Here is a 26,460-nt window from a genome sequence, read left to right as displayed (position 1 = left end):
ACTGCTCGCTTTCCCATGACTTGACGGCATTAGTGGTCCCAGCTGGGCTGTGATTTGGACCTGGCTTCCTGGATCGCCTCGTCATGATACCAGCTGCCGCTATAGATCGACGGCTGCACCGCCTGGCTGACCGGTGTAGACGATTGCGTTTCGCCGTAGCGCTGGCCGCCGAGGGCCGCACGGCCACCTCGCGGGAATTGATAGATCCTGGCGGATCCCTCGATCGGGGAGTCTGTGTTCATTCTCGATCTCCTTTCCATCGGAACACAACCTCATGGTGCGCCCGACTCGTTCTCTTGTGGTTACCAAGCTCGATATCGGCGATGCCTCGCGAAATGCAATCTGATGAAAAGAAGATCAGTCTGTGCGCAATTTGGAGGCAATTTCGGCTTTGCCTTCCCTGAGGCAGCAGGCAGCTGATTAACGCTTAAGCCGGACTGAAGGTTGCTGGCGGGCGATCTCCTCTTTCCGAAAATTTCGGAAAGCTGCCGCCGCGCTGATCTCGGCCTGTGTGGCGGTGCGGAAAATGCCACAGAATCAAGCGGGATTCGGTCACAAAACCTTCGCGGCGCAGCGTGCGCCGCCAGCCTATGTGCGCTGGTTTGCCGCACGCTTTCCTTGCGGTATCCACAGCGCGAGGCAGGGCAGTCGCCCCGTTTGCCTGCGGCGCGACGTCGCGGGGTTGGCACGCTCCATGCTTAAGAGTGCGCTGGCCGATCGTGGCCGGGTAAGCGGGGTGCGCTCGATTTTTGCGCTCCCACCTTTCGATTAGACAGAGAGGCTCAATGACGAAATACAAGCTCGAGTACATCTGGCTCGACGGATACAAGCCGGTGCCTAATTTGCGCGGCAAGACTCAGATCAAGGAATTTTCCTCCTTTCCGACCCTGGAACAGCTGCCTCTTTGGGGCTTTGACGGCTCGTCGACGATGCAGGCCGAAGGCCATAGCTCCGACTGCGTGCTGAAGCCGGTTGCGGTTTTCCCGGACGCTGCCCGCACCAACGGCGTGCTGGTGATGTGCGAAGTGATGATGCCGGACGGCAAGACCCCGCATCCGTCGAACTCGCGCGCGACCATCCTCGACGATCCCGACGCGTGGTTCGGCTTCGAGCAGGAATACTTCTTCTATAAGGACGGCCGTCCGCTCGGCTTCCCGGAATACGGCTATCCGGCTCCGCAGGGTCCGTACTACACCGGCGTCGGCTACAAGTTCGTCGGCGACATCGCCCGCAAGATGGTCGAAGAGCATCTCGACCTCTGCCTCGCGGCTGGCATCAACCACGAAGGCATCAATGCCGAAGTGGCGAAGGGCCAGTGGGAATTCCAGATCTTCGGCAAGGGCTCGCGCACCGCGGCGGACCAGATGTGGATCGCCCGTTATCTGATGCTGCGCCTGGCCGAGAAGTACGGCGTGGACATCGAGTTCCACTGCAAGCCGCTCGGCGACACCGACTGGAACGGCTCGGGCATGCACTGCAACTTCTCGACCAAGCACATGCGCGAAGTCGGCGGCAAGGAGTACTTCGAGAAGCTGATGGATGCGTTCAAGGAGGCCCGTGCCGACCACATCGCGGTGTACGGTCCGGACAACCACATGCGCCTGACCGGCAAGCATGAGACTGCCTCGATCGACACCTTCAGCTGGGGTGTTGCTGACCGCGGCGCCTCGATCCGCGTGCCGCACTCCTTCGTCAACAATGGCTACAAGGGCTATCTGGAAGACCGCCGCCCGAATTCGCAGGGCGACCCCTACCAGATCGCGTCCCAGGTCCTGAAGACGATCTCCACGGTTCCGACCGGCGCCAAAGCGGCGGCGTAAGGTCGTAACGTCACGACCCCCGGGGCAGGGGGTTCTCCGCGATGATCCGTCAGAGCTCGAACGCTCTGGCGGATCATTCGCTTTGGAGGCGCTTTCCCTCGCTTTGCCGACCGTGCTAACCAGGAGAATGCGATGTCCAGCCGGCAAGGGGACACGGCTGTGTTGAGGGGATTTTATACGAGCAGGTTCCAGCTCGGGCCGACACCCGGCCGCGGCGTGATGTATGCGCGGGATGGCAAGATGCTCGGCGGCAGTTCGGCCTTCGCACATATCGGCCGTTTTGAAGAGAGCCACGACGAGGTGGCGATCATCATCAGGACGAGCCGGCATAATCCCGACCCGACCTTTCCAGCGATGGCGGGCACCGACGAGGCAACATTGCGAGCCCGCGGCTGGCCGGACGGCAGCCTGTACCGTTTCGCCGGCGAACTCGATGAACTGCCGGGCGTGCCGTTTAAATCGACCTTGACCCCGGTCGAGGACCAACCATTTGCGACCGACGCCATGCCGAGCGAGGCGGGCATCGTCAACGGCCTCTATTCCATTCACATTCGGCTGCTCGACGGGGTCGATGGCGGTCTGTCGGGCGTCATGCTGCTGCTCGACGGGCGTATTCTGGGCGGCGACAATTACTTCTATTACCTCGGCAGCTATACGTCCGGACACGGCCGCTGGAAGGGGCAGATCCTCAACCAGGAGCATTCGCCGGCCCGCGGTGTTGACCTGATCTTCGGAGGTCATGAGGTCGGGATCGGCTTTTCCGGGACCTGCGATGAGGCGGGCGCGCAGCTGGAGGCGACGGCACTGGCCGGCAAACGGAGCTTGCGTCTGAGGGCCGCACTGAGGCTGCTGCAGCGGGCGTGAGGCTGGACGCCGTCCCCGCACCTGCGCGTCGAGAGTGCTGCGATCGCGCTTGAATTTGCCGGCGTGTCGCCGCACCTTCGCGCCATGAGAAAGCTCCTTCCCGTCCTCGGCTTTGCGGTTCTGGCGTTCACGTCCGCGCCATCCGGCGTGCATGCGCAATCGGCCGATCTCGTGCTGTGCGATCGCATCGCAGCCGATCCATCCGATCCCGACAAACCGGCCGACGTCAAAGGCGTGACCGAGATCGCGCCTGCGGATGTTCCGACCGCGATCAGGTTCTGCAAACAGGCCTCGAACGGTTCGCGGCGCGCGCTGTTCGAGCTTGGCCGCGCCTACGCGGCCGGCAAGCAGATGAGGGAAGCGATCGCGGCATGGCGCAAGGCCGCCGATAAAGGCTCGACCTCCGCGATGGTGGAGCTCGGCGTGCTCTATGCGACGGGCGCAGGCGTAGCCAGGGACGAGGCGCAGGCACGCAAGCTGTTCGAACGCGCGGCGGAGGCTGGCAACCCGCGCGGGGTCAGCAACCTCGCTGCGCTGGGCGGCGCCAGCACGTCCGCGGCCGATCCGGCCCATGCGCGCGATCTGCTTGCCAAGGCCGCCGAGACCAATGCCGAAGCACAGTATCAGCTCGGTTTGATGCTGGCGGACGGCAAGGGCGGTCCGCAGGATGAGGCGGCCGCGCGAGCGATGTTTGAGAAGGCGGCGGCACAAAATCATCCCGGTGCGCTGGAGCGGATGGGTGCCTTCGCGGAGGAGGGACGCGGCGGCGCGAAGGACCGTGATCTCGCAAAGACCTACTACCAGCGCGCGGCTGATCTCGGCGACGAGGATGCCAAGAAGGCGCTCAAGCGACTGGAATGCCCGTACGTTCTGAAGGACAAGCGCGGCAATCTCGTCAGCAATCTGTGCTTCTAGAAGAGCTCTCATGGTCGTGAGCGAAGCCCTTGTGCGACTTTGATCGAGCGCAAAGGGCGCCCTTGGCTGTGCGCTAGATGCTTTTCTGTGGCATGGTCGCACCGGCGATGCTGCGCGGCGTGCAAGAAATGGGGAAGTCGGATGAAATGGCGTGGATGGGTTGCTGGCCTGGTGGTTGCCTGCGGTGTGGTCCCGTTGGCTCTCGCGCAATCCGGGCTCGACACGCCCGCCAACGCGCCGCGGCTGAGCGACATGATGACCCGCATTCAGGTTCGCCATGCCAAGCTGTGGTTTGCGGGCCAGGCGCAGAATTGGCCGCTCGCCGCCTACGAGCTTAGCCAGCTCAAGACGGCGCTTGCGGAAGCGGCCGTGCTCTATACGGGAATCCCCGTCAGTAACGTCACGACCATGATGACGCCTATTCAGGCGATTTCCGATTCGATCGATGCGAAGGATAACAAGCGCTTTGCCAAGGCGGTCGGCGATCTCACCGATGGCTGCAACGCCTGCCACGGCTCCATGGAGCGCAGCTTTGTCATGATCCGCGTTCCCACGGAAAACCCGTTTTCCAATCAGGTTTTCCGGCAGTCCGGCAAGCGGTAAGGGCGGAGGCGCAGAGAAAGCGCCTTCCAACCGTCGGCGGCATGGATTAAGAGCGGCGCCAACGCGTCCACGCTTTGAGCCCGTATGATCCGCCTCGATAACGTCAGCAAGCAAGTCGGCCACCAGATCCTTTTCATCGAAGCCTCCGCCGCCCTGCAAAGGGGCGAAAAGATCGGCCTTGTCGGCCCGAACGGCGCCGGCAAGACCACCCTGTTCCGCATGATCGCGGGCCAGGAGCAGCCCGACGAGGGCCAAGTTGCGGTCGATCGGGGCATCTCCATCGGTTATTTCAGCCAGGACGTCGGTGAGATGTCCGGCCGCAGCGCCGTGGCCGAAGTCATGGACGGCGCGGGTCCCGTGTCGGCGGTTGCGAGCGAGCTGAAGCAGCTCGAGGCAGCGATGGCGGATCCCGACAAGGCAGATCAGATGGACGAAATCATCGCCCGCTATGGCGAGGTGCTGGCGCGGTTCGAGGAGCTCGACGGCTATGCGCTCGACAGCCGCGCGCGCGAGGCGCTGGCCGGCCTCGGTTTTTCCGAGGAGATGATGGACAAGGACGTCGGCGCCTTGTCCGGCGGCTGGAAGATGCGGGTGGCGCTGGCGCGCATCCTGTTGATGCGTCCCGACGTGATGCTGTTGGACGAGCCGAGCAACCATCTCGATCTCGAGAGCCTGATCTGGCTGGAGCAATTCCTCAAAGGCTACGAGGGCGCGCTCCTGATGACCTCGCATGATCGCGAGTTCATCAACCGCATCATCGGAAAGGTGGTCGAGATCGATGCCGGCCAGCTGACCACCTATTCGGGCAATTACGAATTTTACGAGCAGCAGCGGGCGCTGAACGAGAAGCAGCAGCAGGCGCAGTATGAGCGCCAGCAGGCCATGCTCGCCAAGGAGATCAAGTTCATCGAGCGCTTCAAGGCGCGGGCGTCGCATGCCGCTCAGGTGCAGAGCCGGGTCAAGAAACTCGACAAGATCGAGCGGGTCGAGCCGCCGAAGCGCCGCCAGACGGTGGCGTTCGAATTCCAGCCGGCGCCGCGCTCGGGCGAGGACGTGGTCGCGCTCAAGAACGTGCACAAGAGCTATGGCAGCCGCCGGATCTATGGCGGCCTCGACTTCATGATCCGCCGCAGGGAGCGCTGGTGCGTCATGGGCATCAACGGCGCCGGCAAGTCGACGCTGCTGAAGCTCGTCGCCGGCGCGGCCGAGCCGGACAATGGCGCAGTGACGGTCGGCGGCAGCGTCAAGATGGGCTATTTCGCCCAGCATGCGATGGACCTGCTCGATGGCGACCGCACCGTATTCCAGTCGCTGGAAGATTCCTTCCCGCAAGCCGGGCAGGGCTCGCTGCGCGCGCTGGCCGGCTGCTTCGGCTTCTCCGGCGACGACGTCGAGAAGAAATGCCGGGTGCTGTCGGGCGGCGAGAAGGCGCGGCTGGTGATGGCCAAGATGCTCTACGACCCACCGAACTTTCTGGTACTGGACGAGCCGACCAACCACCTGGACATGGCCACCAAGGAGATGCTGATCGCCGCCCTTTCGGATTTCGAAGGCACGATGCTGTTCGTCTCGCACGACCGCCATTTCCTGGCGGCGCTGTCGAACCGCGTGCTCGAGCTGACGCCGGAAGGCATTCAACAATATGGCGGCGGCTACACCGAATATGTCACGCGCAGCGGCCACGAGGCCCCCGGCTTGCGCAGCTGACCAGCGCGTGCCGCTCCTTTCTTTGTAATGGCCCCGCCGCGCACGGCGGGGCGCTTGTCTTCCGTCTCAGATCCAAACTTAAAGCGCGATGAGATGAGAATGAATCGTCATCGCGCTTTAGGTTATTGTTTGAGCATGATCTCCGCGCAAACGCGTTCCGCGTTTGTCGCGAGGGAAAATCGCTTCGCACTTTTCCGGATCATGCTCTAGCCGCCGGCTTCGCACTTCTTCATGAAGGAGGTCTTGGCGGCGCCGGCGAGCTTCTTGCCGTCGGAGCCGACCGCCTTGGTTTCGCACGTGTCCGCCATGCACTTCTTCATGAAAGAGGTCTTGGCAGCACCGGCGAGCGGCTTGCCATCCTTGCCGACCGCCTTGGTCTCGCAGGTATCCTGAGCGAAGGCGGACCCGGCAGCGAAGGTGGCAAGCGCAGCAACCAGAAACAATTTTCTCATGGGCATGTCTCCTTGGGACAAATAACGCGCGGATCGGACCCCCAAATCTTGGCGCGATCAAGCTCAGTTGTGCTTCTGTCACCCGAAATATCGTGTCGTTGCTCCATCCACGGTCCTCTGCGCGTTCGTCGCTGCGTCGCAAAGCTGAAGCGCAGGACCAGCGCTATATCCGGCCGAGAATGTCCAGCGTCGCCTGATCTTTCTTGCCCTCGTAGTATTTGTCGAGCGCTTGCGCGAAGAGCGCTTGATCCGAGACCGCATCGAATAACGTCATCGACGAGCGGAATTTCATGTCGTCCGGAGAGCCCAGAATGGCGTGAATGCTCTTGCCGCTTACCTCGACGACGAGGCGGGTGCATTCGACCAGACGCGGTCCGAGAACGGGGTGGGCGAGATAGGCCTCGGCTTCCGCACGCGAGCCGATCGCATAGCGCTGGGCCATGGCGGAGAAGCCGAGACCTGCCAGCTGCGGGAAGATGAACCACATCCAGTGGCTTTGCTTGTGGCCGGCGGCAAGCTCTGCGACCACTTGTGAAAAAAGCGGGTCTTGTGCCGCCACAAAGCGGTCCAGGTCAAATGCGAGCATGCTCAGGTCCAGCTCCAAGCCTTTGGGTTAAAAGGAGTTTCCAGGGTGATCGCGGTGAAGACGGAGCTGATCGGCCGCTGATCCCTGTCCATCACTTCGGCAAGTTTCCGTGGTTTGGGGTGGTCTTGGTCTAGATTATGCCGCACTCTTGTCCTTCCTATGTCAAAACGGGTCGAATCTCCCATGGGGTCGGTTGCCTGGTAGGGTGGACCGATGGGAGTACACTGGGGTCGCGATGGCTTCCGACGAAGCAGGTGTAGACGTGCTGCTGACGCGTGATCGGTTCGGGCGTTCCGAAGTGGTTGCGCTGTTGCTGGCTGCGCTCGCCATCTCCGCGGGGGCCGCCGCCTGGATCGGCGCCGATGCCGACCAGGCGCCGCTTGCGGCAGCAGCAATCCCGGCGGCCGCTCCGATCTCCTTCGAATCGCGTTTCGCGCCCGCGGCTGCGTCCGCCACCGCCTATTCGGAAAAAGACGCCATCCGGGCGCTCGACCGTTTCGCCTCGCGCGGCATCGATACCCAGCTGCTCGATGCGCGCGCTGCGCTGGTGAAAGGAATGGGATCGCGCGATCCCATGTCGGGCGATGCCGCTAGCAACGACTGGCGGCCGACCCTGACCGAAGGGACCACGGTCGCGATGCCGGCGCCCGGCGTGCCGCTGCCACGGCCGCGACCGGCCGCTGCCAACATGCCGACGCTGCTGGCCTCGGCCAATCCTGGCGACGTCGGCGGGCGCGTGGACGACCGCTCCTTCCTGCAGAAGCTGTCGGACCTCCTGCCGAGCCCGTCCAAGCTCGCCTCGCTGACGCCGGACAGCGGCATCCGCGCCGGTGTTGACCTCGCAGCCCTCGGCTATGACCGGCAGACCGCGGTTTACGACATCACGGCAAAGATGGTCTATCTGCCCTCGGGCATCGGCCTTGAGGCGCATTCCGGTATGGGCGGTCTGCGCGACGACCCTGATCACGTCAACCAGCGCATGGTGGGCGCAACCCCGCCGGCGACTTACGACCTCAAGCCGCGCGAAAAGCTGTTTCACGGCGTCCGCGCGCTGCGCATGACGGCGGTCGAAGGCTCGGCGCTCGGGCGCGTCGGCCTGCTCACCCACAGTTATATGCTCGGTCCCGACGGCGACTCCAACGGCTGCGTGTCGATCAGGAACTATGAGCGCTTCCTGAAGGCTTACGATGACGGCGAGTTCAGCCGCCTCGTGGTCGTGACCAGGCTCGACGGCGCCACCCTCACCAAGACCGCCTTGAAGTCGGAGTAGCAACGCTTTGCTGCGCCCCTGCGCGACCGCGGCGCCCCTTTCCGGCGCCCATCCTGGAGCATGCCGATGAACGATCCGGCAAGCTCCGAGACGCGGCTGCGCACCACCTTCAACATCAAGGTCAATGGAAGATCGACCGCAATCTCGACCGTCGGGCAGGCTCATCAGTTCCTCACGAGCGTCAGCGCGGTTGAGTGGATGGAGTTCAAGTCCTTGCATGACCAGGCCATGACCGCGCTGCAGGCGGCGGCCGATAACGCGATCATGACCGTGCAGGCGACCAACGCGGTGCGCACGCTGTTTGTCCAGGCCAAGCTCCTGTGAGCGCGGATTTGGGCCTGGACGTGCCTGAGACAGAGCGTTTCGTTTGACCTGCCGTCGCTTCTTGCTCCCGCTGTCGCCCGGCTTGACCGGACGATCCCGTAGTCCAGCGCACCAGTGATCAACCGAGGAGCCGGGGCGTACGGGATGCTCCGCGTGCGCGGGGCATGAGAGCTGACGGCGGGGCTGCTTGTTTCGCATCCAAACACAGTCTCGCGTTCTCGCGACGCTGACGCGTCCGAGTGATGTATGATCGGGACACCCTCTAAGAGCGAGGGCGCAGGGAAGGCCGGGTGAAGACCTCACCCATGGCCCGCCTGCAGAAAAATAAGCAGGCGGCAGTCACCACAGGTTCGGCCGATTCAACCCGGCCCTCCCTGCGCGAATGGTTTTAACGGCTGCTTCGTACTCTCCCCGGTGCGCCGGGCTTTCTGGCCACCGTATTGCGCATGATGCTGATCGCATCAGCGCGGACATCAGCGTCGGGATGCCAGGACCATACGACTTGACCGTCCGTGCAAGTGCCAGTCGTCCACTGGCTCCCTCACGTCCATCGCAGCCCGCCTCTACGTATCGTGACGACGCGTACGTCCCTCTGCATGAGGCGGGATCTCGATAGACAACCACGATTTCCGAAAAACAGAAAGCAGAATATTTTTCGCGGTGGGACTGGACAGGCCAAATCAGCTTGATGCGTCGGGAGAAATTCGTTCTTGCGCGCATCGCAGGAGGCAGCGGGCGGATACCAGCACCTGCTGCGCCCGCGGAAGAGAGTCGAGCAGGCGCGAAGCCTGACCTCCAAGACGGTCAATTCGCGCGCTGGCGGCGGATTTCAGTGCGGTGGTACGCACGGGCGTCAGGTCGTTCTTAGGAAGTCGCGATCGAAGGTGTCTCTCGTCTTTGATAGTGTTCTGCGGTTGCTTCTAGGCTTGTGGCTACCGCTGGCGATTCACCCGCAGAGCCGCCATGTTACGGCGCGGCCGTCGTTCAGCCGAGTTGCCCCATGAGCAGAAACGCATGTGCAATAGCGGAGGAGTGGTGGGCGAGGAGCAGGCTCAAGCACCACGGCAGGAGTGAGGCCAGCGCTATCAGCTCAAACTCGGACGCCAGCGGAGATCGGGTTCTCACCGGCAGCTCAGTGGGCAAGGGAACGCCTCCTTTCCACGAAGCCCCATCGCGCGAGCGCAAGCACGTCGTCAGCAAGCGCCTTGAATTGACGGCCGTGGCTTCAATCGTTGCCCATGAATCGCAGCCGCAATGGCTTGAGCACGAATAAAGCCAATCCCACCACCACGAAATTCATGATGGCAGTCAACACGAATACCAAGTGCCAACCGCCGCTCGCTGATTTGATGAGGTTGGCAACCGGCACGAGGAAGGCCGACGCGCCCTTGGCAGTATAGAGCAGGCTGAGATTGACAGTTGCAAACTTGGTTCCGAAAGTGTCCGTGCACGTGGACGGGAATAGGCTGAAGATTTCACCCCACGTCAGGAAGATCAACGCAGCGAAGACAATAAATGCCCAGGGGGCGTGACCCAGAGTCCCCAGCAACCAATAGGCTACTCCGCCCAGACCGAACGCGATCGCCATGGTATATTCGCGGCCGATCTGGTCTGAGATCCAGCCAAATAGAGGACGCGCTCCACCATTGCAGATGTTGTCGACGACCAGTGCCACGCTCAGCGCCGACGCGCCGAACAGGACGACCACGTCCCCAACATTGAAGTCCTTGGCAATAGGTGCGATCTGCGCCGTCGCCATCAATCCGCTGGCCGACACCAGGATGAACATGATGTAGAGCAGCCAGAAGACCGGAGTGCTCAGTACTTGCCGAGGCGTGTAGCTGCGCGCCGTCTGCATCACTCTTGGCGCGGCGACGCCGACCATCTCGCCGGGATCCGGTGCCCGCAAAAACCACGCGAGGACAAAAACAATCCCACCCTGGACCAGCCCGAACCAGAAGAAAGCTGCTTCGTAGCCGGCCGCATCAATGACCGCCCGAATAGGAACGACGGTCAGCGCTGCGCCGGCCCCGTATCCCGCCGCGGTAAGACCGACGGCCAAACCGCGACGGTCAGGAAACCACTTGACGGCTTGACCGACACAGGTCGCGTACACCGCTCCACCTCCCGTGCCGCCGACCACAGCACCGAGGTAGAGCATTGCGAGGGATTCTGCGTACGCATTGATAATCCAGCCGAGAGCGACCAGGATGCCTCCAACTGCCACGACCAGCTTGGCGCCACGTCGCCCGCCGAGACTATCAACGATCCAGCCATGGATCGGCGTGAGCCAAGTTTCGAGCGCGATGAAGATGCTGAATGCAACCTGGATCGATGCGATCGACCAGCCATGCGCTTTGCTGATGGGATTGACGAAGAGCGTCCAACCGTACTGCAGGTTGGCGATCAGTATCATGCATAAGATGCAGCAGATGAGCTGAGTCCAGCGTGTTGCCGGAATGGCGTGCGATCGGGAATCTATTGCTGCTGTGGTCATGTTTCCGTCCCCTGTTGACGGCACCGATGTGCCGAAGCACGGTTGGCCGCTCATTCGCGCCAGGGACGCCCGCGTGCTTCTGAGTTTCGGGTCGGCTAGTTAGACTTTGATCTTAGGTCCCGAATGCGGGCCGCTTACTAGCCTGCCAAGTACGAGCTACGACTACATCTGACCGTTCAATAACGAGAGGTCCGGGAAGTTCCAGATAATGTTCTAGTCTTTCGGATTTTGGAAATAGCGAGTGTCGACGGCAACGCGAAAGCCGAGTTTCGAGCCGAGGCAACTTCCGAGTGGATCAGTTGCCGACGTGCCTGACGGATCCGGTGCCGCTCTCTTTGCACCCGCGAAGCCGACATCGTGATCCTGATCGGCATTCGGTTCGTAGGTCAGAAAGCCGAACAAATCGCAGGCAACCTCGCTTTCGTTGGCCTGCGCAGGCTGGCCCAGCGAGCTATCGCGTGCTCGCGCTTCGCCATTTCGCACGAGCGGCGCCGGATAGTCGGGGAAGATGCTGGGCAGGGAGGGTAGGTTGCCGGTGCGGTCCTGGCCGGCATCGACGCCGAACGGGTCCAACATGATCGCGCGCGAATGGATCGGCAGGGCCTAGTCGGCCTGCCACGCGAGCTGTTCTCCGAAGGAGCAGAATAACGAGGCGCCGCGGCAGGACCCACGGCGCTACCGGCAAAATGCCGGCGCTGCGGTCGGTCGCGACCGCAGCAAAAACAATAAGAGCGTCAGTGCGTGGTTGCGATCTCGAGCGCGATCTCGTCGAGGACGGCCTTCTCGAGGTCGGCATCCTCGAGCTCGGGTTCCTCGGCATCGACGTCTTCAAATTCGCTTTCGTGCACTTCCTGGAGCTCGTGCGCGTCCGCTTCGATGGCTTCGGCGGCAAGCTCTGCGGCAACCAGCGCCTCCGTCTCATCGGGAGCGGCATCCACGCTCTCGTTGGCGGCAGCCGCCGGCGCGACAATGACCACCGGCGCGGCGGGGGCCGTTTGCTGCGGCGCCGCGTGGAACCAGGACGAGAATGTCTTCGCCAGACCGGCCTCGAACTCGGCAAGGCCGAAGTCCTTGCCGTCGTTGTTGGTGATGACGACCTGCCAGCCCTCGCTTTCCATCACGCGCGCGTTGGCCAGGACGATCAGCGCGCTCTCACGCTGCTTGCGCACCTTGTGCCCATCGCGCTCGGCGATCATTGTGTACGCCATGACCCGACTCCCCTCACGCTACATTCCTCAACCGTTAGTATTACGGCGGGGAACTGTGCACGGGCCGGGGCCGGATTGCGGTCACGTCGTGACAATTTGACGGCGCTGACGGCTTCCTGACCCGACGGATTGTCCGCGGAGGGAGCCGCTTCCAGAGTCTCAGCTGCAACAGCTGACAAAATTGTGGTGCACGGAGAAACGCGCGTGTTGAAGGCGCCTCTCGACGTGTCATGATTTGATTCTGCGGCGGTGGCGCTGCGTCGCTGATGGCGAGCAGCGGGATGGGATCAAGGCAAATAGCAGGCAATCTGGGGGCGACGATGCGGACTGACGTGTTCGGGATACGAAACTTGACTCTGGCCGCGGCAGGCTTGGCGGCCTGTGTTGCGATGCTGCCGTCGGCGAGCCGCGCCTTCACCGAAGACGATCAGCGCCGGCTCTGCACGGGCGACGTCTTCCGGCTCTGCGCGTCCGAGATCCCCGACCGCGACCGGATCATCGCCTGCATGCATCGGCAGCGCGCTAGCCTGAGCGCAGGCTGCCGCAGCGTGTTCGGCAAGCCCAGCGAGCGCTCGGCCTCCGCGTCGGTGATGCGGTAGCCTCGCCTCGAAATGCTTGTCCGATGGTAGCTCGCTGCCGTCGTGCGATGCGATATGCCCAGATTTTGGTTATGCCGCAGCTGTGAAGTGCCGCGCTCGGCTTAGATGCGGATCCGTCTCCTGGAAGCATGAGGGCATGGTACTTTGGCTCGATCATTCGATCCAAAGGTGACTTGCGAAGGTGATTTGCCATGAGCTTCCGGCTTCTCGTCCTCTACGGCTCCTACCGCTCCGACCGGATGGGCATCCGCCTCGTACAGTTCGTGGTCGACGGGCTCCGCGCCAAGGGGCAGGAGGTCGAGCTGGTCGACGCCAAGGCGGTTGGCCTGCCGATGCTCGACCGCATGTACAAGGAATACAAGAAAGGCGAAGCCCCGGCCGCCATGGAAGAGCTCGCGGGGAAGATCCGCGCGGCAGACGGCTTCGTGTTCGTGACCGGCGAATATAATTGGGGCCTGCAGCCGGGGCTGAAGAACCTGACCGACCATTTCCTGGAGGAGTGGTTCTGGCGTCCGGCGGCGATCGCAAGCTATTCGGCCGGCCGCCTCTCCGGCGCGCGTGCCGCCACCGCCTGGCACGGCACGCTGTCGGAAATGGGGATGGTCGTGGTGTCGAGCACGCTGGCCGTTGGGCCGATCGCGCAGACCTTGTCGGCTGAAGGTAAGCCGGTCGGGGACGCGGGCAAAGCGCTGGAGCATGCTTTCCCGCGCTTCGCCGATGATCTCTTGTGGTGGGTGGAGGCGACCAAGGCGCAGCATGCGCGGAAGCCGCCGCCGTATTGACCCGTGCCGGCCAATATCTGCTGACGGTTGTCAGTCGCGGCTGAAGCAATCCGGATCATAACGACCCTGGATTGCTTCTCCGGCGTCCCTCACGGTGTAGACACATCGACCATTGGTCGGACGGGCAATCAGCGCGACGGCGCCGCGGCGCCGCTGCTCACCGACTTCTGCCGGGAGGGCGCGCTGGCGCCAGGTTCCTGGCAGGGCAGCTCTGTCCAGGTTCCATCCGGTGCCTGTTGATAGGCCCGGCAGGGGGATGACGAGACCTGTTGATCCTCAATTTTTGGAGCTTGGGAATTCTTCGCCAGTGCCGGCGCCGCCACTGCAACAAGGGCCGCCAGCGAACCGACGAAGATCACAACCGTGATCCGCATCTTTTGGGTTCTCCTGCTCGAAGCAACAGTGTTTTCTATAGCCGATTGTGGAAACTTTGAGACGAATGCGCGGCTCTTCCGTAGTCGTGGTTGAAGCTCCGTTACTCCACCGTCTGAAAAGGGAACCGGCGCAGCCATGAAGCCGGCTTAGACTCGCTAAAAAGCCGGTATGGGCTGGTTTTCGCTGCCCCGCAGGGAAGAGGGTGAGAGCGGGATGTCCCGGTGGCTCGGCAGCGTGGTCCGTACATACTCTGTGCCGAGCGTAACCATTATGATGATGAAATCGGGATTGCCCTCTCTTATTGCCTTGCGCGCATTTGAATCAGTCGGGCGCACAGGCAGCGTACGCGCCGCGGGAGACGAACTCGCGGTCAGCCATACCGTCGTCTCGCGGCATCTGCAGAACCTGCAGCGGAGTCTCAGCGTGGCGCTGGTGCGTGCGGAAGGGCGCGGGATCGCGCTCACCAATGCCGGCCAATTGTTCCATGCGCAGGTCACGCAGGCGTTCGACATCATCGTGCGCGCCACCGCCATGATACGCCCGGCCACGCGGCCGAGCCTGAAGATCTGGTGCATCCCAGGCATCGCCATCCGCCGGCTGCTGCCGCGGCTGCCGGAACTCACGGGACCACCGCGCAACCTGGACATCAGTCTCCAGCCGACGCTGTCGCGGCCGGACCTGACGCGCCGTGAGGCCGACGCGGAAATCGTCTATGGCGAGAAGATCGACACCAATGGTGCGCTGATGGCGGAAGCTCTGGTGCGCCCGCGCGTGTTCCCGGTGGCAAGCCCGACCTATCTCTCGCGGCACCCTGAGATCTCGACGCTGGCCCAGCTCGCGGCGGCCGCATTGAACCACGAGGATTCGACCGAGCAGTGGGAGCGCTGGTTTGCGCTCGCGGGCCACCCTGATCCGGGGCCGCTGCACGGCCAGAGGCTGTGGCACACGCATCTTGCCATCGAGGCCGCACGGTTCGGGCAGGGCGTGGCGCTCGCGAACGAGGTTCTCGCCGAAGAGGATCTGCGCTCGGGCAAACTGGTCGAGGTCATTCCGTCGTCCATCTATATGGACTCCTATCAGATCGTTGCGCTCAAGGAGCGCTGGGAGGATCCCGCGGTCGTCGCCTTGCGGCTGTGGCTGAAGACAGTGCTCGCGGACTAAAGCGCGATGAGATTAGGATGAATCGTCATCGCGCTTTAGGTTATTGTTTGAGCATGATCTTTCCGGAAAACCGCTTCGCACTTTTCCGGATCATGCTCTAGGCGAAAACAAGCTGCGCTGGCGATGCATGGGTGAATGCGCGCCGCGCAAGCCGCTGCCGTTCCCAGCCGCACCGATGGGCGCGTTTTGCTCAGGCCGCTCAATGCTTGCACAGGCCTTGCTCAGTCACTGAGCGTGCGAGCCGCTTCCGCGCAGATCTCGCTTCCATGGCAGTTTGACAAGCTTGCCGACCATGGTGGACGAGGGGCTTGCGATCCTGGAGAACTGTTCTCCCGCGCGATACGCGGCGAATGGAACTGAGCGGCTGGAGGCGAGGACTGTGGCGGACAATACGGCGGCGGTGCCGAACGACGTAATGGAGCGGCTGCGCGCCGCGATCGACCGGAATTTTCAGGACCAGGTCGCGTTCCTGCAGAAGCTGGTGCAGTTCCGCAGCCTGCGCGGCGAAGAGGAGCCGGTGCAGGATTGGCTGGCGAAGCAGTTCGAGAAACGCGGCTACAAGACCGATCAGTTCAGTCTCGCCGAGGTCGGCTTGATGCGCCATCCGAAGGCGGCGCCGATGGACGACATCCCGCTGGAAGGCTCCAGGCAGGTGGTGGCGACGCTGGACAATAGCGGCAAGGGCCGCAGCCTGATCCTGCAGGGCCACGTCGATGTGGTGCCGGAAGGACCGCTCGATCTCTGGGCCGACCCGCCATTCGAGGGCATTGTCCGTGACGGCTGGATGATCGGCCGCGGCGCACAGGACATGAAGGCTGGCGTCTCGGCGATGATCTTCGCGCTCGATGCGATCAGGAGCGCCGGGTTCGTGCCTGATGGACGCGTTCATCTCGAAACCGTCACCGAGGAAGAGAGCACCGGCAATGGCGCGCTTGCGACGTTGATGCGCGGCTACACCGCCGACGCCTGCCTGATCCCGGAGCCGACCGGTCACACGCTGACGCGGGCCCAGGTCGGCGCGATCTGGTTCCGGCTGCGGGTACGCGGCACGCCCGTGCACGTCGCCTATTCCGAGACCGGCACCAGCGCCATCCTGTCGGCGATGCATCTGGTGCGCGCGTTCCAGGACTACACGAAGGCGATCAACGCCAAGGCGGTCAGCAACGCATGGTTCGGCGCGGTGAAGGATCCGATCAAGTTCAACGTCGGCATCATCAAGGGTGGCGACTGGGCGAGCTCGACCGCGGCGTGGTGTGAGCTCGACTGCCGGCTCGGAATCCTGCCCGGCGAGACGCCGCGAGAGGCCATGGACGGTATCGCTCGCTGCCTCGCCGAGGCTCAGAAGAGCGACAGTTTCCTGTCCAGCAATCCCGCCGAGCTGATCTGGAGCGGTTTTCAGGCCGATCCCGCGGCGTGCGAGCCTGGCAGTGCCGCGGAGGCCGCGCTCGCCGCCGTCCATGAGCGCGTGTTCGGGCGTCCGCTGGACGAAAGGCTTTCAACCGCCGTCAACGATACCCGTTACTACACCGTCGATTATGGCATCCCGGCGCTGTGCTACGGGCCCTACGGCATCGGTCCGCATGCCTTTGACGAGCGCGTCGATCTCGAGAGCCTGCGCAAGACCACGTTGAGCATTGCGTTGTTTGTTGCACAATGGTGCGGTCTGCGAACGGCATGACGGATCGAGCTCTCGATGACAGCGTGATTTCCGTCGCGTTTCTCAGTTCGCCCGGCCTGATGGATCCGCTGGTGCCGTTGCTGCAGCGCGAACTGCCCGGCGTCACCTGTGCGTCCTGGCCGGAGCCGGCCGCGCGCGAGGCCGAGCTTGCGGTGTGCTGGAAGCCGCCGGCCGACGCGCTCGCGGCGATGCCGAACCTGAAGCTGATCCATTCGATCGCCGCTGGTGTCGACAACATCCTCTCCGATCCGACCGTGCCGGACCGGCCGATCTGCCGCATCGTCGATCCCGACCTCAGCGTCGCCATGACCGAATTCGTGCTGTGGAGCACGCTGTACTTCCACCGCGACTTCGATCGCGCGGTCGCCAATGCGCGCAGCGGCATCTGGCGTCGCTATGAGCAGCGTGCGCCGCAGGACACGCGGGTTGGCATTCTCGGTCTCGGTGAGCTCGGCACTGCCGCCGCGCGGCGGCTGGTCGATCTCGGTTTTTCGGTCAGCGCCTGGTCGCGATCGCCCAAGACGGTTGCCGGCGTTGCGACCTCCAGCGGCAGCGCCGCGCTCGACGCGTTCCTCGGCGAGGTCGACATCCTGGTGTCGCTGTTGCCGCTGACGTCCGAGACCGTGGGTCTGTTGAATGCGGAGCGATTGAGCCGGCTGCGCCACGGCGCGGCGCTGATCCTGTGCAGCCGCGGCGAGCATCTCGTCGCCGACGACCTGATTGCGCTGTTGCGAAACGGTCATCTGCGCGGCGCCGTGCTCGACGTCTTCGAACGCGAGCCGCTGGCTGCGGATCATCCGTTGTGGCGCGAGCCGGGCGTGCTGGTGACGCCGCATATGGCCGCGATCGCCTCGTGGAGCGTCATCGCGCAGCAGATCGCGGAGAATGTCCGCCGGCTCGTACGCGGCGAACCGCTGCTCAACCGGGTCGACCGCATCCGCGGCTATTGAGAGTGGGTTGCAACTAGAAATGGATCCGTAATGATACGGATATCGAACTGTGCAACTAAGCGGCGCCAGGGCGTTCGCGTACACCGATTGGCAATCCGGAGCTTCTAAGGAGGTTAAGACTTTACGCGACGGGATTGCCTGATGTTCACATTGTTCTCGAAGCCTGCTCAGAACACGCCGGAGCCCACTGTTCGGACAGACGCGCCGAGCGATGCGCCGAAACCCCGCGAAGCATCGCAGATCCGGGTCATCGAAAGCGACGACCGTCTTGGCAACGTCTCACCACAAGATTTCAGCTTCGACGGCGATCAATCGCCGCTCGCCTTCGCCTTCGTCTCTCCTCACGTCGATTTCTCGCGCGTCGTCGCAAGCTTGCAGCGGGTTGCCGGCAGAACGCCGATCATCGCGGTGTCGACCGCCGGCGAACTATGCTCAGCGCAAGGGGGATCGTTGTACAAGCCGACCGGCGAACGCTGGTCGTCGGTCGTCGTGCAGATCTTTCCGGCCGATCTGCTCAAGGCGGTGAGCATCCACTCCGTTCCGCTGCACAACGATGATATCCGCAAGGGTGCGCCCTCGGTGGCGCATGATGCGCGCATCGATGCGATTGCCCGGTCGCTGTCGACGGTGCGCACGCCGTTTCCAATCGACATCCGCGATACACTCGCCTTTGCGCTGGTGGACGGGGTGTCCAATTCGGAAAACTACTTTATGGAAGCCGTCTACCGCGCCGGCAAGTTTCCCTGCACGTTCGTCGGCGGCTCGGCCGGAGGCAAGTTCGACTTCAAGAACACCTACATTTTCGACGGAAGCAGGACGGTCGAGAACCACGCCGTCGTGATCTTCATGAAGATGGCGCCGGGACGGGGTTACAGCCTGTTCAAGAGCCAGAATTTCAAGAAGACCGGAAAATCCTTCGTAGTGATGGGCGCCGATCCGAATCGGCGGACTGTTTCTGGCGTGCTTGACGAACGGGTCAACGAGATCCGGCCGTTTGCGACTGCGGCAGCCGAGGCGCTCCAGACAGCGCCTGCCAACCTCATGTCGAAGATGCAACGCTATTCCTTCGGCATCGAGGTGGGCGGCGATTTGTTCGTGCGCTCGGTGGCGAGCATCGATGCCGCTACCGGCGTGATCTCCTTCTTCTGCGACGTCAATTCGGGTGATCGGCTGGAGTTGCTGGAGGCCACCGATTTCGTCGAGCAGACGAGGCGAGACCTGCAGGCCTTCCTGCAAGGCAAGCCGCCCGCGATCGGGGTCGTGCTCAATGACTGCATCTTGCGCCGCCTCAACAACGAGAGTGCGCTGCGCAGCATGGCCGGGCTGTGGCCGATGCCGGCCGCCGGCTTCTCGACCTTTGGTGAGCTGTTCGGCATCAACATCAACCAGACGCTGACGGCCGTCGTGTTCTTCGATACCCGCGCGCATGAGCTGCGCGATCCGTTCGTGGACATGTTTCCGGTGCACTATGCGAATTTCGCCGGCTACTTCACCCGCAGCCATCTCAACCGCATGGTGGTTCTGAACCGGATCAAGGACGACATCGTCAAGCGCCTCACCGAATATCTCGGCGCGAGCGCGACGCTCAGCAGCAAGGTCGAGGACGCGCTGAAGCAGACCGCCTCGATCAACGCGATCGTCAAGGAGGTCCATTCGGTGATCCTGTCGAGTGCCGCCGCGGCGGCGAAGGCGACGGATACGACGGCGCTGGCGGAGGAGTTCGCGGGTCTGACGCAGGCCATGAACGGCCTGCGGGATATTCTCAAGATCATCGACACGATTGCGGGCCAGACCAACCTGCTCGCACTCAATGCTACGATCGAGTCGGCGCGCGCCGGTGAGGCGGGGCGCGGCTTCTCGGTCGTCGCAAGCGAGGTCAAGAAACTGGCGCAGGACACCAGGAGCAGCCTGTCCCGCACGCATGCCTCGATCGGCGGGATGGAGAGCTCGCTCTCCTCACTTGGCAGCAATATTCAGGATACGCGCGGACAGCTGGTCCAGACCCAGGAGGGCTACAACAGCATCGTGGGTCAGATCGAGGCGATGTTCAATAACCTCGACATGATCAACGGGGTATTGTCGGATCTCGCCTCGTTCGTACGTGAACGCAGTGGCGATCTCGCCAGCGCCATGAACGACGTCGAGATGCTCAAGAAGATCGCTTAGAGCATGATCCGGAAAAGTGCCTAGCGGTTTTCGCTCGCGACAAACGCGGAATGCGTTTGCGCGGAGATCATGCTCAAGCAACAATCTAAAGCGCGATGACGATTCATCCTGATCTCATCGCGCTTTAGCTGGCTATTCGAAGGTCTGGACCGGCGGCGCGGTCGGCCCCTGGGGAGCCGCGGCCGGTGCTGCCACCGCCTGCCGGGGCGCGGTCCGTGGAGTGGGCAGGGGAACCTCGGCATGGGCCTCGCGGGCGGGCTGCCGCGATTCGGACTGTCTCGACGGTCGGTTGGCGTGCGAACGGCGAAAACCCCAGGACCGTGCAATCGAGGGACCGGCGGTATAACCGACTACGGCGCCCGCAACTGCTCCGACCGGACCGAGCACCACCGCACCAGAGAGAGCGCCGAGCGCAGCGTCACCGCCGCGGTGTTCGTCGGCCAGCGCCGGAGACACAGCGCAAGCAAGCGTCAGCGTCGCGGCGGCAATCCGTGTCCAAGTCCTGATCATGAAAAGTCTCTCCGTCCTCATCGAGGGCGAGCAATACGGAGAAATGTGGCGAGAAGAATGCCGGCAGAGTTCCCGGCTTTCTGTGTGCGGCGTTAGGACGCGGCGCGCGGCTCTCCATGTTTCGCGTGCCATTTCGGGCCGGGCCCGCGCATGTAGTGACGTTCCGGACGGTAGGGATCGCGGGCCAGCGCGATCAATCGCTGCCACTGCGCCGTCAGAGCACGCAATCCATGAACCAAAGGCGAGCGGGTCAGCATCGGGTTGCTCACTGCATACGGCCGAGCACGGACGCGAAGGGAACCGCGAAAATCTCCTCGCCGAGATCGTCAGCGACGTGAACCACCCATTCACGCCAATCCTCGCTGGTCTTCGCGGAGATCAGCGACCGCATCACCCGTGCCGCGTAGTCGCGCGCCTCGGTCAGATCGAGGACCGCTGCCCCGCGGCGATCGATCAAAACTTCGTCGTCATTGGAGCAATGGAAGAAGACCTGAGCCATATTCCGCCTCCTCGATCGCGGAGTGAATCATCGTTAGTTCACTCATAGCAGCGCGGCGCGCGGCGCGAAATTCGGGGTGACCACGTAGGGTAAATTACGGAAATTACATACAATTTGATGGAACTGTTCGCGCTATTGTGGCCACAGCGGGAACCCTTACGAACGCTTGCTCGTTGAATCGTGTCGACGACGAACGCCGCTGTTGGACGAGGGAGAGCGAGATGATGTCGGAAATCGAAATCCACACGATCGCACGACAGATGATGGAGCAGCACGGCGCGCAGGCGATTGCTCAGGCCGCACAGAAGGCACAAGCTTGCGAGAGCAAAGGCGAGGCCGACGAGGCCAAGGAATGGCGTCATATCGCGGATGCCATGAAGATGATGCGGGGCCCGCATCAGAGCTGAGAGTTTCGACGCAAGACGCTCTTGCAGCACTCCGAGGCAGCCTTCGCCGCCTCGGGCGGTGATTCGGCGTGCCGGTTTCTCCACTGTCAATCGTGCGCGCAAAGCGATCTCATCCTGGTTTCCGACCCAATTTCCACGCAAGAATCCAACCGAAATGATTCGGCGGCGAATCTCGCCGCGACCTGACGCGTTCGCGGCGAGATGTCGCCAAAGGGATACTCGATGGCCTTTTTCAAGCGTGAGCTCAGCCCGGTCGAGATTTTCGAGCGGGCGCTGAAGGACAAGCAGGCGACCCGCCACAAGCTCAAGGAGCGGCTGGAGCTGGCCGAGAAGGCGCTGGAAGAGAAGCGGCTTGCCGCTGAGCGCCTCGCCAGGGCAGGGGCCACCAATGCGCAGCTCGACCGGGCCGAGGCCAAGATGGCCTCGGTCGAAGACAAGGCCAAGGCGATGCGGGCTGCGGTGGCCGACTGCGATGAGCAGATCGTGCTCGCCGAGCGTGCGCTGGCTGAAGCCGTCGCCCAGCGCGATCGTGACCGCGCAGCGAATGAGATCGAGGCCGTCGCTGCGGCGATTGAGCAGGCGGCGCCGCGATTCGAGATCGGTGCGGCCGCGTTGGTCGATGCCGTCACGCGCAGCAAGGCGGCGCTCAGCGAGGCGACGCGCTTTGCGACCGATGTGGAGGCCATCAGGCACGAGGTGCTGGCCGCGGCCGAATTGATCTGTTGGGAATTGCGCTCGGCCGCGGTGCGAACCCGCGCCGGAAACGCCAATGTCGCGCTGCTGGCGCCGCCGGAGATCAAGCAGCTGCCGCCGCCGGAGACCGACCGGCAGATGATCTATGCGCTGAACCCCCTCACCTGGCGGGAAGGCGACGAGGTCAAGCGCGTGGCGGCGTTCACCATGGTGGCACTGCCAAAGCCGCTGCTGGCAGCGGCACTGCAGCACCAGCATGTCGACTATCTGAACGCACGGCGAGTGCAGACCCTGATGCATGTCCATGGCAGCGGGCAGCAGCAGGCGGAACCGCGGGAGGATGATCCGGCTCTCGTCGATCTTGATGCGTTAGCCGCCGCAGCGCACGAGCCGCCGCAGGCCGATGTGGCCTGAGCGTCGCAGCCCGGCGCGGGTCCGTGACGGTAGCCGGGGCTTTCGGCCCCGGCGGTTGCGCATACTCTCGTGGGGGCTAGGGATCGGCGGTACGCTTTTGCTGCTGGCCGGCACTGCGGCGCTTGCCGAGAATTTCGATGCCGGCAAGTCCGGCGCCAGGCTGTTTGCGGACAGCTGCGCAAGCTGCCATCGCAGCCCGCGCGGCCTTGCCAAGGGGCGCTTCCGCCTCACGCTCTACTTGTTTTTGCAGCAGCATTACACCAGCGGTTCGGATACGGCCTCTGCACTTGCCTCCTATCTCCAGTCCGTCGACGAGCCGCCGGCCGCGCACGGCACAACGCCGCACCGCACGAAGGGCCGCTCAGACCGGCCCCCGCGCCCGCCGAGGCCAGTGACGGGTCATTAGCTCTTTGAGCAACAACGTTCCCGCAGACCACCGGCCGCATCACCCCGGATGTGGCCGGTCAGCCCGTTCTCGTCTATGCTCCACGGTCAATGGACGAGTGGAGCGAAGGCGGGCTGACTGAAGCGGGGGCACCACCCAATGATGACCTTACCGGAACTCGCGTCCGCAGCGTTGGAGGAGTTTCTCGGCTCCTATATGCGCCGTCGTTTCGGGTCGTCAAAAACGCGCCTTGCCGAGGTCGTCCCGGGTGTCGCGCGCGTCGCGCTGGAATGCATCGGCAACAGCGACGCGCTCTATCACAATGTCGAGCACACACTGCTGGTGACGCTGGCCGGACATGAAATCCTGCGCGGCCGCGCCCTGCACAGCCATCTCACGGCCGACGACTACGCGCAGGTGATCATTGCCTGCCTGCTGCACGATATCGGCTATGTGCGCGGGCTGTTCACGGACGATGGCAACGCGGGGTTCGTGATCGATGACGCCGGCCGGAAGATCCACCTGCCGCGCGGATCCTCGGATGCAGGGCTGATGCCTTACCACGTCGATCGTTCCAAGCTGTACGTCCTGGACCGATTCGAAGGCCTCGAGCCGCTCGACAAAAAGCGCATCGCGCGCGCGATCGAGGGCACGCGCTTTCCGCCGCTGGCCGGGCAGCAGTTCGACGAGGAACAGTCGATCGTGCGCGCTGCCGACCTGATCGGGCAGCTCGGCGATCCCAACTACATCCGCAAGGCCAACGCGCTTTATCACGAGTTCGAGGAGGTCGGGATCAACCGGCAGCTCGGCTACGACTCGCCAGCCGACATCGTCGACCGCTATCCCCAGTTCTACTGGAACAGCGTTGCCCCGCATATCCAGACCGAGATCCGCTATCTCAACATGACCTCGACCGGACGGCAGTGGATCGCGAATCTCTACGCCAACGTGTTTCGCGCCGAGCGCGAGATCTCGTTGTCGGGGCCGCAGAGCTAAAAAATCCCTCAACCAGCGCCGCCTGCGCGTCGGCCCGACGCCGTATCTCCCAGTGAAACATTAGATCGATTTTAAAATCAGTCAGCAGCGCGTGCTCTGCATGCGCGATACTCGCACGCGTGTCATCAGTTAGATGGATTCAATTGCGCCGCTCGGTTCGCGAAGCGCGTGCCGATGCTAAGCAGCCCCCGAAGCCGCTACTCGCGGTGAGATGATTTCGCATTGTTTCCAAATCAATGCGTTCAGTTCGGGGATGACGATGACGGCGCGGTCGAGCGTGAGAATGGTTCAGTTCGCTTCGGTATCACTTGTCGCGCTGTGCGTTCAGGCAGCCGACGCGTCGGCTCAAAGCGCAAGCTCGAATGAGAGCCGCAATCTGCCGGCGGTCACGATCGACGCGCCGAAAGCACGCCAGGTGCACAACGCGCCGACCGCCGCAGGCCGACGCGCGACCGCCTCCGCAGCGCGTGCGCGTGGCGGCGGCAATCGCGGGATAGCGGCAGCCGCAGCTTCGAACCAGCCGGCCCGGACGCAGGCGTCCGAGCCGGGCAGCGATCCGCGTGGTCCGATCAACGGCTATGTCGCGACCCGCGCGATGACCGGCACCAAGACCAATACGCCGATCATGGAGACCCCGCAGGCGATCTCGGTGGTGGGCGCGGAGGAAATCCGCGATCAGAAGCCGATCAATCTCTCCGAGGCGCTGCGTTATGCGCCGGGTGTCGGCACTCAGACGTTCGGCTCCGACGTGCGCAACGATTGGTTCAAGGTTCGCGGCTTCGACGCGCAGGACGTCGGCTTCTTCGCCGACGGACTGCAATTGTTCAGCACCGCATTTGCGACCTGGAAGCTCTATCCCGCCGGACTCGAACGCATCGATATTCTGCGCGGTCCCTCGGCCGTGCTCTACGGTGGCAGCGGCCCCGGCGGCATCATCAACGCCATCAGCAAGGTGCCGTCGACCACCCCGTCGAACAGCGTGGAAGTCGGTGTCAATTCGTTCGGCAACGCCTATACGAGCTTCGACTTCACCGGTCCGTTCATGACGGCCAGCGGGCCAAGCAAGGAGCTTTCCTACCGGCTGATCGGCTCGGTGAAGAACGGCGATACCCAGACTGCGTTCACGCCCGACAATGCCTATTTCTTCGCGCCGTCCTTCACCTATCAGCCCGATCTCGACACCAAGTTCACGCTGCTGGCCTCGGCGACGAAATATGAGACGCGGCCACAAAACTTCCTGCCTTACACCGGCACCGTGGTGGATGCGCCGTTCGGACGAATCCCCACGCATCTGTTCACGGGCGATCCAGCCAATGACAAGTTCTCACGTGAACAGGAGATGGTCAGCTATCAGTTCGAGAAGAACCTGACCGACAGTGTCACCTTCCGGCAGAACGCCCGCTACGCCCATGACGACGTGACGCTGCAGACCTTGCTGGGCAACGGCTATGTCGGCTCGGCCGCGAACGCCACGCTGTCGCGCTTCAATGACTATGCGCGGGATATCGCCGACCAGGCCAATCTCGACAACCAGCTCGAGTACCGGTTCAATACGGGCGCGGTTCAGCACACCGCGTTGGTCGGCGTCGACCTGAAACACTATGAGATCCACGACCTTCAGGCGTTCGACTTCGCGACGCCCTCGCTCAATCTGCTCGCGCCAACCTATGGATACTCGGGAGGTTTTCCGGGCACGACCTTCCTGGATCGGACCATCACGCAGAAACAGGCCGCGATCTACGCCCAGGAGCAGATGAAGATCGGCCATTTGAGCCTGGTATTCAGCGGCCGCAATGACTGGGTCGACACCGACTTGGACAATCGGATCGGTGCGAGCCAGTCCCGCGACGACAGTCGCTTCAGCGGCCGTCTCGGGGCGATCTACAACACGGATGTCGGCATTGCGCCGTACTTATCCTATGCGACGAGCTACAATCCGATCATCGGCACGCTCACGAACAGCTCCGGCAATACTGTGCTGTTTGCGCCGGAAACCGGGCAGCAGGCCGAAGTCGGCGTCAAGGTTCAGCCCAAGGGTCTGGACGGCTATTTCGCTGCAGCGGTGTTCGACTTGAAGCGACAGAACGTGCAGACGGTGGATCCCAACAACGTGCTGCAGTCGGTTCAGACGGGTGAGGTGACCTCGCGCGGCGTCGAGCTCGAAGCGGTTGCCAACCTCACGCCGGAACTGAAGCTCAAGGGCTCCTACACCAATTTCCGGATCTTCGTCAGCAAGGACAACGATCCCACGCTGATCGACAAGGTGCCCACCAATACGCCGAGCGAGATCGCCTCGCTCTGGGGTGACTACACGGTCAAGACCGGCCCGCTCACCGGTTTCGGCTTCGGCGGAGGCGTCCGCTACAGCGGGCACTCCTACGCCGATGCCCAGAACACGCTGGTGGTGCCGTCCTTCGTGGTCGGCGATGCGGCGCTTCACTACGAGATTGATCGCTGGCGCTTCGCGCTCAATGTCACCAACATTACCGACAAGATCTACGTGGCCGGCTGCAGCTCCGCGACCGCCTGCTTCTATGCCGACCGTCGGCGCGCCACCCTGAGCGCGACCTACAAATGGTAGGCGTCGCGGTGAAGGTGC

The 26,460-nt window shown here is 63.1% G+C and carries 27 protein-coding genes; 18 read left to right on the top strand and 9 right to left on the bottom strand.

Translation table 11 applies throughout. The features are described 5' to 3' along the window. Nucleotides 1–29: 29 nt before the first annotated feature. Nucleotides 30–242: a DUF2735 domain-containing protein gene (locus ACQR1W_RS03870; RefSeq protein WP_434849558.1), complete on the bottom strand. Its 213-nt coding sequence runs from the start codon at nt 240–242 to the stop codon at nt 30–32. A 543-nt stretch (nt 243–785) separates the two neighbouring features. On the opposite strand from ACQR1W_RS03870, the gene ACQR1W_RS03865 reads away from it, so the two are divergent. The 5 genes from ACQR1W_RS03865 (at nt 786) to ACQR1W_RS03845 (ending at nt 5,909) form a co-directional block, all read left to right on the top strand. Next, complete coding sequence (locus ACQR1W_RS03865) at nt 786–1,820, top strand: glutamine synthetase beta-grasp domain-containing protein (RefSeq protein ID WP_008970775.1); 1,035 nt, start codon at nt 786–788, stop codon at nt 1,818–1,820. Between the two features lie 159 nt (nt 1,821–1,979). After that, complete coding sequence (locus tag ACQR1W_RS03860; protein WP_434849721.1) at nt 1,980–2,684, top strand: GrlR family regulatory protein; 705 nt, start codon at nt 1,980–1,982, stop codon at nt 2,682–2,684. 84 nt (nt 2,685–2,768) lie between these two features. After that, on the top strand, nt 2,769–3,599 hold the full coding sequence (locus ACQR1W_RS03855) for a tetratricopeptide repeat protein (RefSeq protein ID WP_434849557.1): 831 nt from the start codon (nt 2,769–2,771) through the stop codon (nt 3,597–3,599). A gap of 141 nt (nt 3,600–3,740) precedes the next feature. Then, entirely contained in the window at nt 3,741–4,202 is a 462-nt protein-coding gene (locus ACQR1W_RS03850) for a hypothetical protein (protein WP_434849556.1), read from the top strand. 84 nt (nt 4,203–4,286) lie between these two features. Further along, on the top strand, nt 4,287–5,909 hold the full coding sequence (locus ACQR1W_RS03845) for an ABC-F family ATP-binding cassette domain-containing protein (protein ID WP_434849555.1): 1,623 nt from the start codon (nt 4,287–4,289) through the stop codon (nt 5,907–5,909). Between the two features lie 206 nt (nt 5,910–6,115). Here ACQR1W_RS03845 and ACQR1W_RS03840 read toward each other — a convergent pair whose 3' ends face one another. Both ACQR1W_RS03840 and ACQR1W_RS03835 read right to left on the bottom strand, forming a co-directional pair. Further along, nucleotides 6,116–6,361 carry a hypothetical protein gene (locus ACQR1W_RS03840; RefSeq protein WP_434849554.1) on the bottom strand — a complete coding sequence of 82 codons (246 nt, stop codon included), beginning with the start codon at nt 6,359–6,361 and terminating at the stop codon, nt 6,116–6,118. Nucleotides 6,362–6,524: 163 nt separating this feature from the next. Beyond that, entirely contained in the window at nt 6,525–6,947 is a 423-nt protein-coding gene (locus ACQR1W_RS03835; protein ID WP_434849720.1) for a DUF1810 domain-containing protein, read from the bottom strand. A 235-nt stretch (nt 6,948–7,182) separates the two neighbouring features. Here ACQR1W_RS03835 and ACQR1W_RS03830 point away from each other — a divergent pair, with 235 nt between their 5' ends. Continuing rightward, on the top strand, nt 7,183–8,217 hold the full coding sequence (locus ACQR1W_RS03830; protein WP_434849553.1) for a DUF2778 domain-containing protein: 1,035 nt from the start codon (nt 7,183–7,185) through the stop codon (nt 8,215–8,217). A 66-nt stretch (nt 8,218–8,283) separates the two neighbouring features. Then, nucleotides 8,284–8,541, top strand: coding sequence for a hypothetical protein (locus ACQR1W_RS03825; RefSeq protein ID WP_008970767.1), 258 nt, complete (start codon nt 8,284–8,286; stop codon nt 8,539–8,541). A gap of 1,225 nt (nt 8,542–9,766) precedes the next feature. Here the strand turns inward: ACQR1W_RS03825 and oxlT are convergent. The 3 genes from oxlT to ACQR1W_RS03810 all read right to left on the bottom strand — a co-directional run bounded on the left by oxlT (nt 9,767) and on the right by ACQR1W_RS03810 (nt 12,234). Beyond that, entirely contained in the window at nt 9,767–10,957 is a 1,191-nt protein-coding gene (gene oxlT, locus ACQR1W_RS03820; RefSeq protein WP_434849552.1) for an oxalate/formate MFS antiporter, read from the bottom strand. Nucleotides 10,958–11,251: 294 nt separating this feature from the next. Further along, nucleotides 11,252–11,614, bottom strand: a complete 363-nt coding sequence (locus ACQR1W_RS03815) for a hypothetical protein (RefSeq protein ID WP_434849730.1) — start codon at nt 11,612–11,614, stop codon at nt 11,252–11,254. Between the two features lie 158 nt (nt 11,615–11,772). Then, nucleotides 11,773–12,234, bottom strand: coding sequence for a hypothetical protein (locus ACQR1W_RS03810; RefSeq protein WP_434849551.1), 462 nt, complete (start codon nt 12,232–12,234; stop codon nt 11,773–11,775). A gap of 362 nt (nt 12,235–12,596) precedes the next feature. On the opposite strand from ACQR1W_RS03810, the gene ACQR1W_RS03805 reads away from it, so the two are divergent. Beyond that, complete coding sequence (locus ACQR1W_RS03805) at nt 12,597–12,845, top strand: hypothetical protein (protein WP_244425351.1); 249 nt, start codon at nt 12,597–12,599, stop codon at nt 12,843–12,845. 191 nt (nt 12,846–13,036) lie between these two features. Beyond that, nucleotides 13,037–13,627, top strand: coding sequence for an NADPH-dependent FMN reductase (locus tag ACQR1W_RS03800; RefSeq protein WP_434849550.1), 591 nt, complete (start codon nt 13,037–13,039; stop codon nt 13,625–13,627). 128 nt (nt 13,628–13,755) lie between these two features. Here ACQR1W_RS03800 and ACQR1W_RS03795 read toward each other — a convergent pair whose 3' ends face one another. Then, complete coding sequence (locus ACQR1W_RS03795; protein ID WP_434849549.1) at nt 13,756–14,001, bottom strand: hypothetical protein; 246 nt, start codon at nt 13,999–14,001, stop codon at nt 13,756–13,758. Between the two features lie 274 nt (nt 14,002–14,275). On the opposite strand from ACQR1W_RS03795, the gene ACQR1W_RS03790 reads away from it, so the two are divergent. The 4 genes from ACQR1W_RS03790 to ACQR1W_RS03775 all read left to right on the top strand — a co-directional run bounded on the left by ACQR1W_RS03790 (nt 14,276) and on the right by ACQR1W_RS03775 (nt 19,957). Further along, nucleotides 14,276–15,163, top strand: coding sequence for a LysR substrate-binding domain-containing protein (locus tag ACQR1W_RS03790; RefSeq protein WP_434849719.1), 888 nt, complete (start codon nt 14,276–14,278; stop codon nt 15,161–15,163). Nucleotides 15,164–15,542: 379 nt separating this feature from the next. Then, nucleotides 15,543–16,841 (top strand): ArgE/DapE family deacylase, encoded by a 1,299-nt coding sequence (locus ACQR1W_RS03785; RefSeq protein ID WP_434849548.1) that lies wholly within the window; start codon nt 15,543–15,545, stop codon nt 16,839–16,841. Next, nucleotides 16,838–17,791, top strand: coding sequence for a 2-hydroxyacid dehydrogenase (locus ACQR1W_RS03780; RefSeq protein ID WP_434849547.1), 954 nt, complete (start codon nt 16,838–16,840; stop codon nt 17,789–17,791). Before ACQR1W_RS03785 ends, ACQR1W_RS03780 begins: the two co-directional genes overlap by 4 nt. 141 nt (nt 17,792–17,932) lie before the next feature. Further along, nucleotides 17,933–19,957 (top strand): methyl-accepting chemotaxis protein, encoded by a 2,025-nt coding sequence (locus ACQR1W_RS03775; protein WP_434849546.1) that lies wholly within the window; start codon nt 17,933–17,935, stop codon nt 19,955–19,957. A 132-nt stretch (nt 19,958–20,089) separates the two neighbouring features. On the opposite strand, the gene ACQR1W_RS03770 is transcribed toward ACQR1W_RS03775, so the two are convergent. Together ACQR1W_RS03770 and ACQR1W_RS03765 are read right to left on the bottom strand one after the other, a co-directional pair. Further along, complete coding sequence (locus ACQR1W_RS03770) at nt 20,090–20,467, bottom strand: hypothetical protein (protein ID WP_434849545.1); 378 nt, start codon at nt 20,465–20,467, stop codon at nt 20,090–20,092. Nucleotides 20,468–20,732: 265 nt separating this feature from the next. Beyond that, nucleotides 20,733–20,966 (bottom strand): DUF6894 family protein, encoded by a 234-nt coding sequence (locus ACQR1W_RS03765; RefSeq protein WP_008970483.1) that lies wholly within the window; start codon nt 20,964–20,966, stop codon nt 20,733–20,735. A 221-nt stretch (nt 20,967–21,187) separates the two neighbouring features. On the opposite strand from ACQR1W_RS03765, the gene ACQR1W_RS03760 reads away from it, so the two are divergent. The 5 genes from ACQR1W_RS03760 to ACQR1W_RS03740 all read left to right on the top strand — a co-directional run bounded on the left by ACQR1W_RS03760 (nt 21,188) and on the right by ACQR1W_RS03740 (nt 26,442). Then, the gene (locus tag ACQR1W_RS03760; protein ID WP_035982080.1) at nt 21,188–21,373 is read left to right on the top strand and encodes a hypothetical protein; all 186 of its coding nucleotides are present in this window, start codon (nt 21,188–21,190) and stop codon (nt 21,371–21,373) included. A 222-nt stretch (nt 21,374–21,595) separates the two neighbouring features. After that, on the top strand, nt 21,596–22,480 hold the full coding sequence (locus ACQR1W_RS03755; RefSeq protein ID WP_434849544.1) for a hypothetical protein: 885 nt from the start codon (nt 21,596–21,598) through the stop codon (nt 22,478–22,480). Nucleotides 22,481–22,535: 55 nt separating this feature from the next. Further along, nucleotides 22,536–22,886, top strand: coding sequence for a cytochrome C (locus ACQR1W_RS03750; protein WP_434849543.1), 351 nt, complete (start codon nt 22,536–22,538; stop codon nt 22,884–22,886). Between the two features lie 138 nt (nt 22,887–23,024). Beyond that, complete coding sequence (locus ACQR1W_RS03745; protein ID WP_434849542.1) at nt 23,025–23,861, top strand: HD domain-containing protein; 837 nt, start codon at nt 23,025–23,027, stop codon at nt 23,859–23,861. Nucleotides 23,862–24,144: 283 nt separating this feature from the next. Beyond that, nucleotides 24,145–26,442, top strand: a complete 2,298-nt coding sequence (locus tag ACQR1W_RS03740) for a TonB-dependent siderophore receptor (protein ID WP_434849541.1) — start codon at nt 24,145–24,147, stop codon at nt 26,440–26,442. Nucleotides 26,443–26,460: the final 18 nt, after the last annotated feature.

It is taken from the genome of Bradyrhizobium sp. HKCCYLS1011 (assembly GCF_051167795.1).
Classification (GTDB): Bacteria; Pseudomonadota; Alphaproteobacteria; order Rhizobiales; family Xanthobacteraceae; genus Bradyrhizobium.
This window is presented reverse-complemented; position numbering and strand designations above follow the sequence as displayed.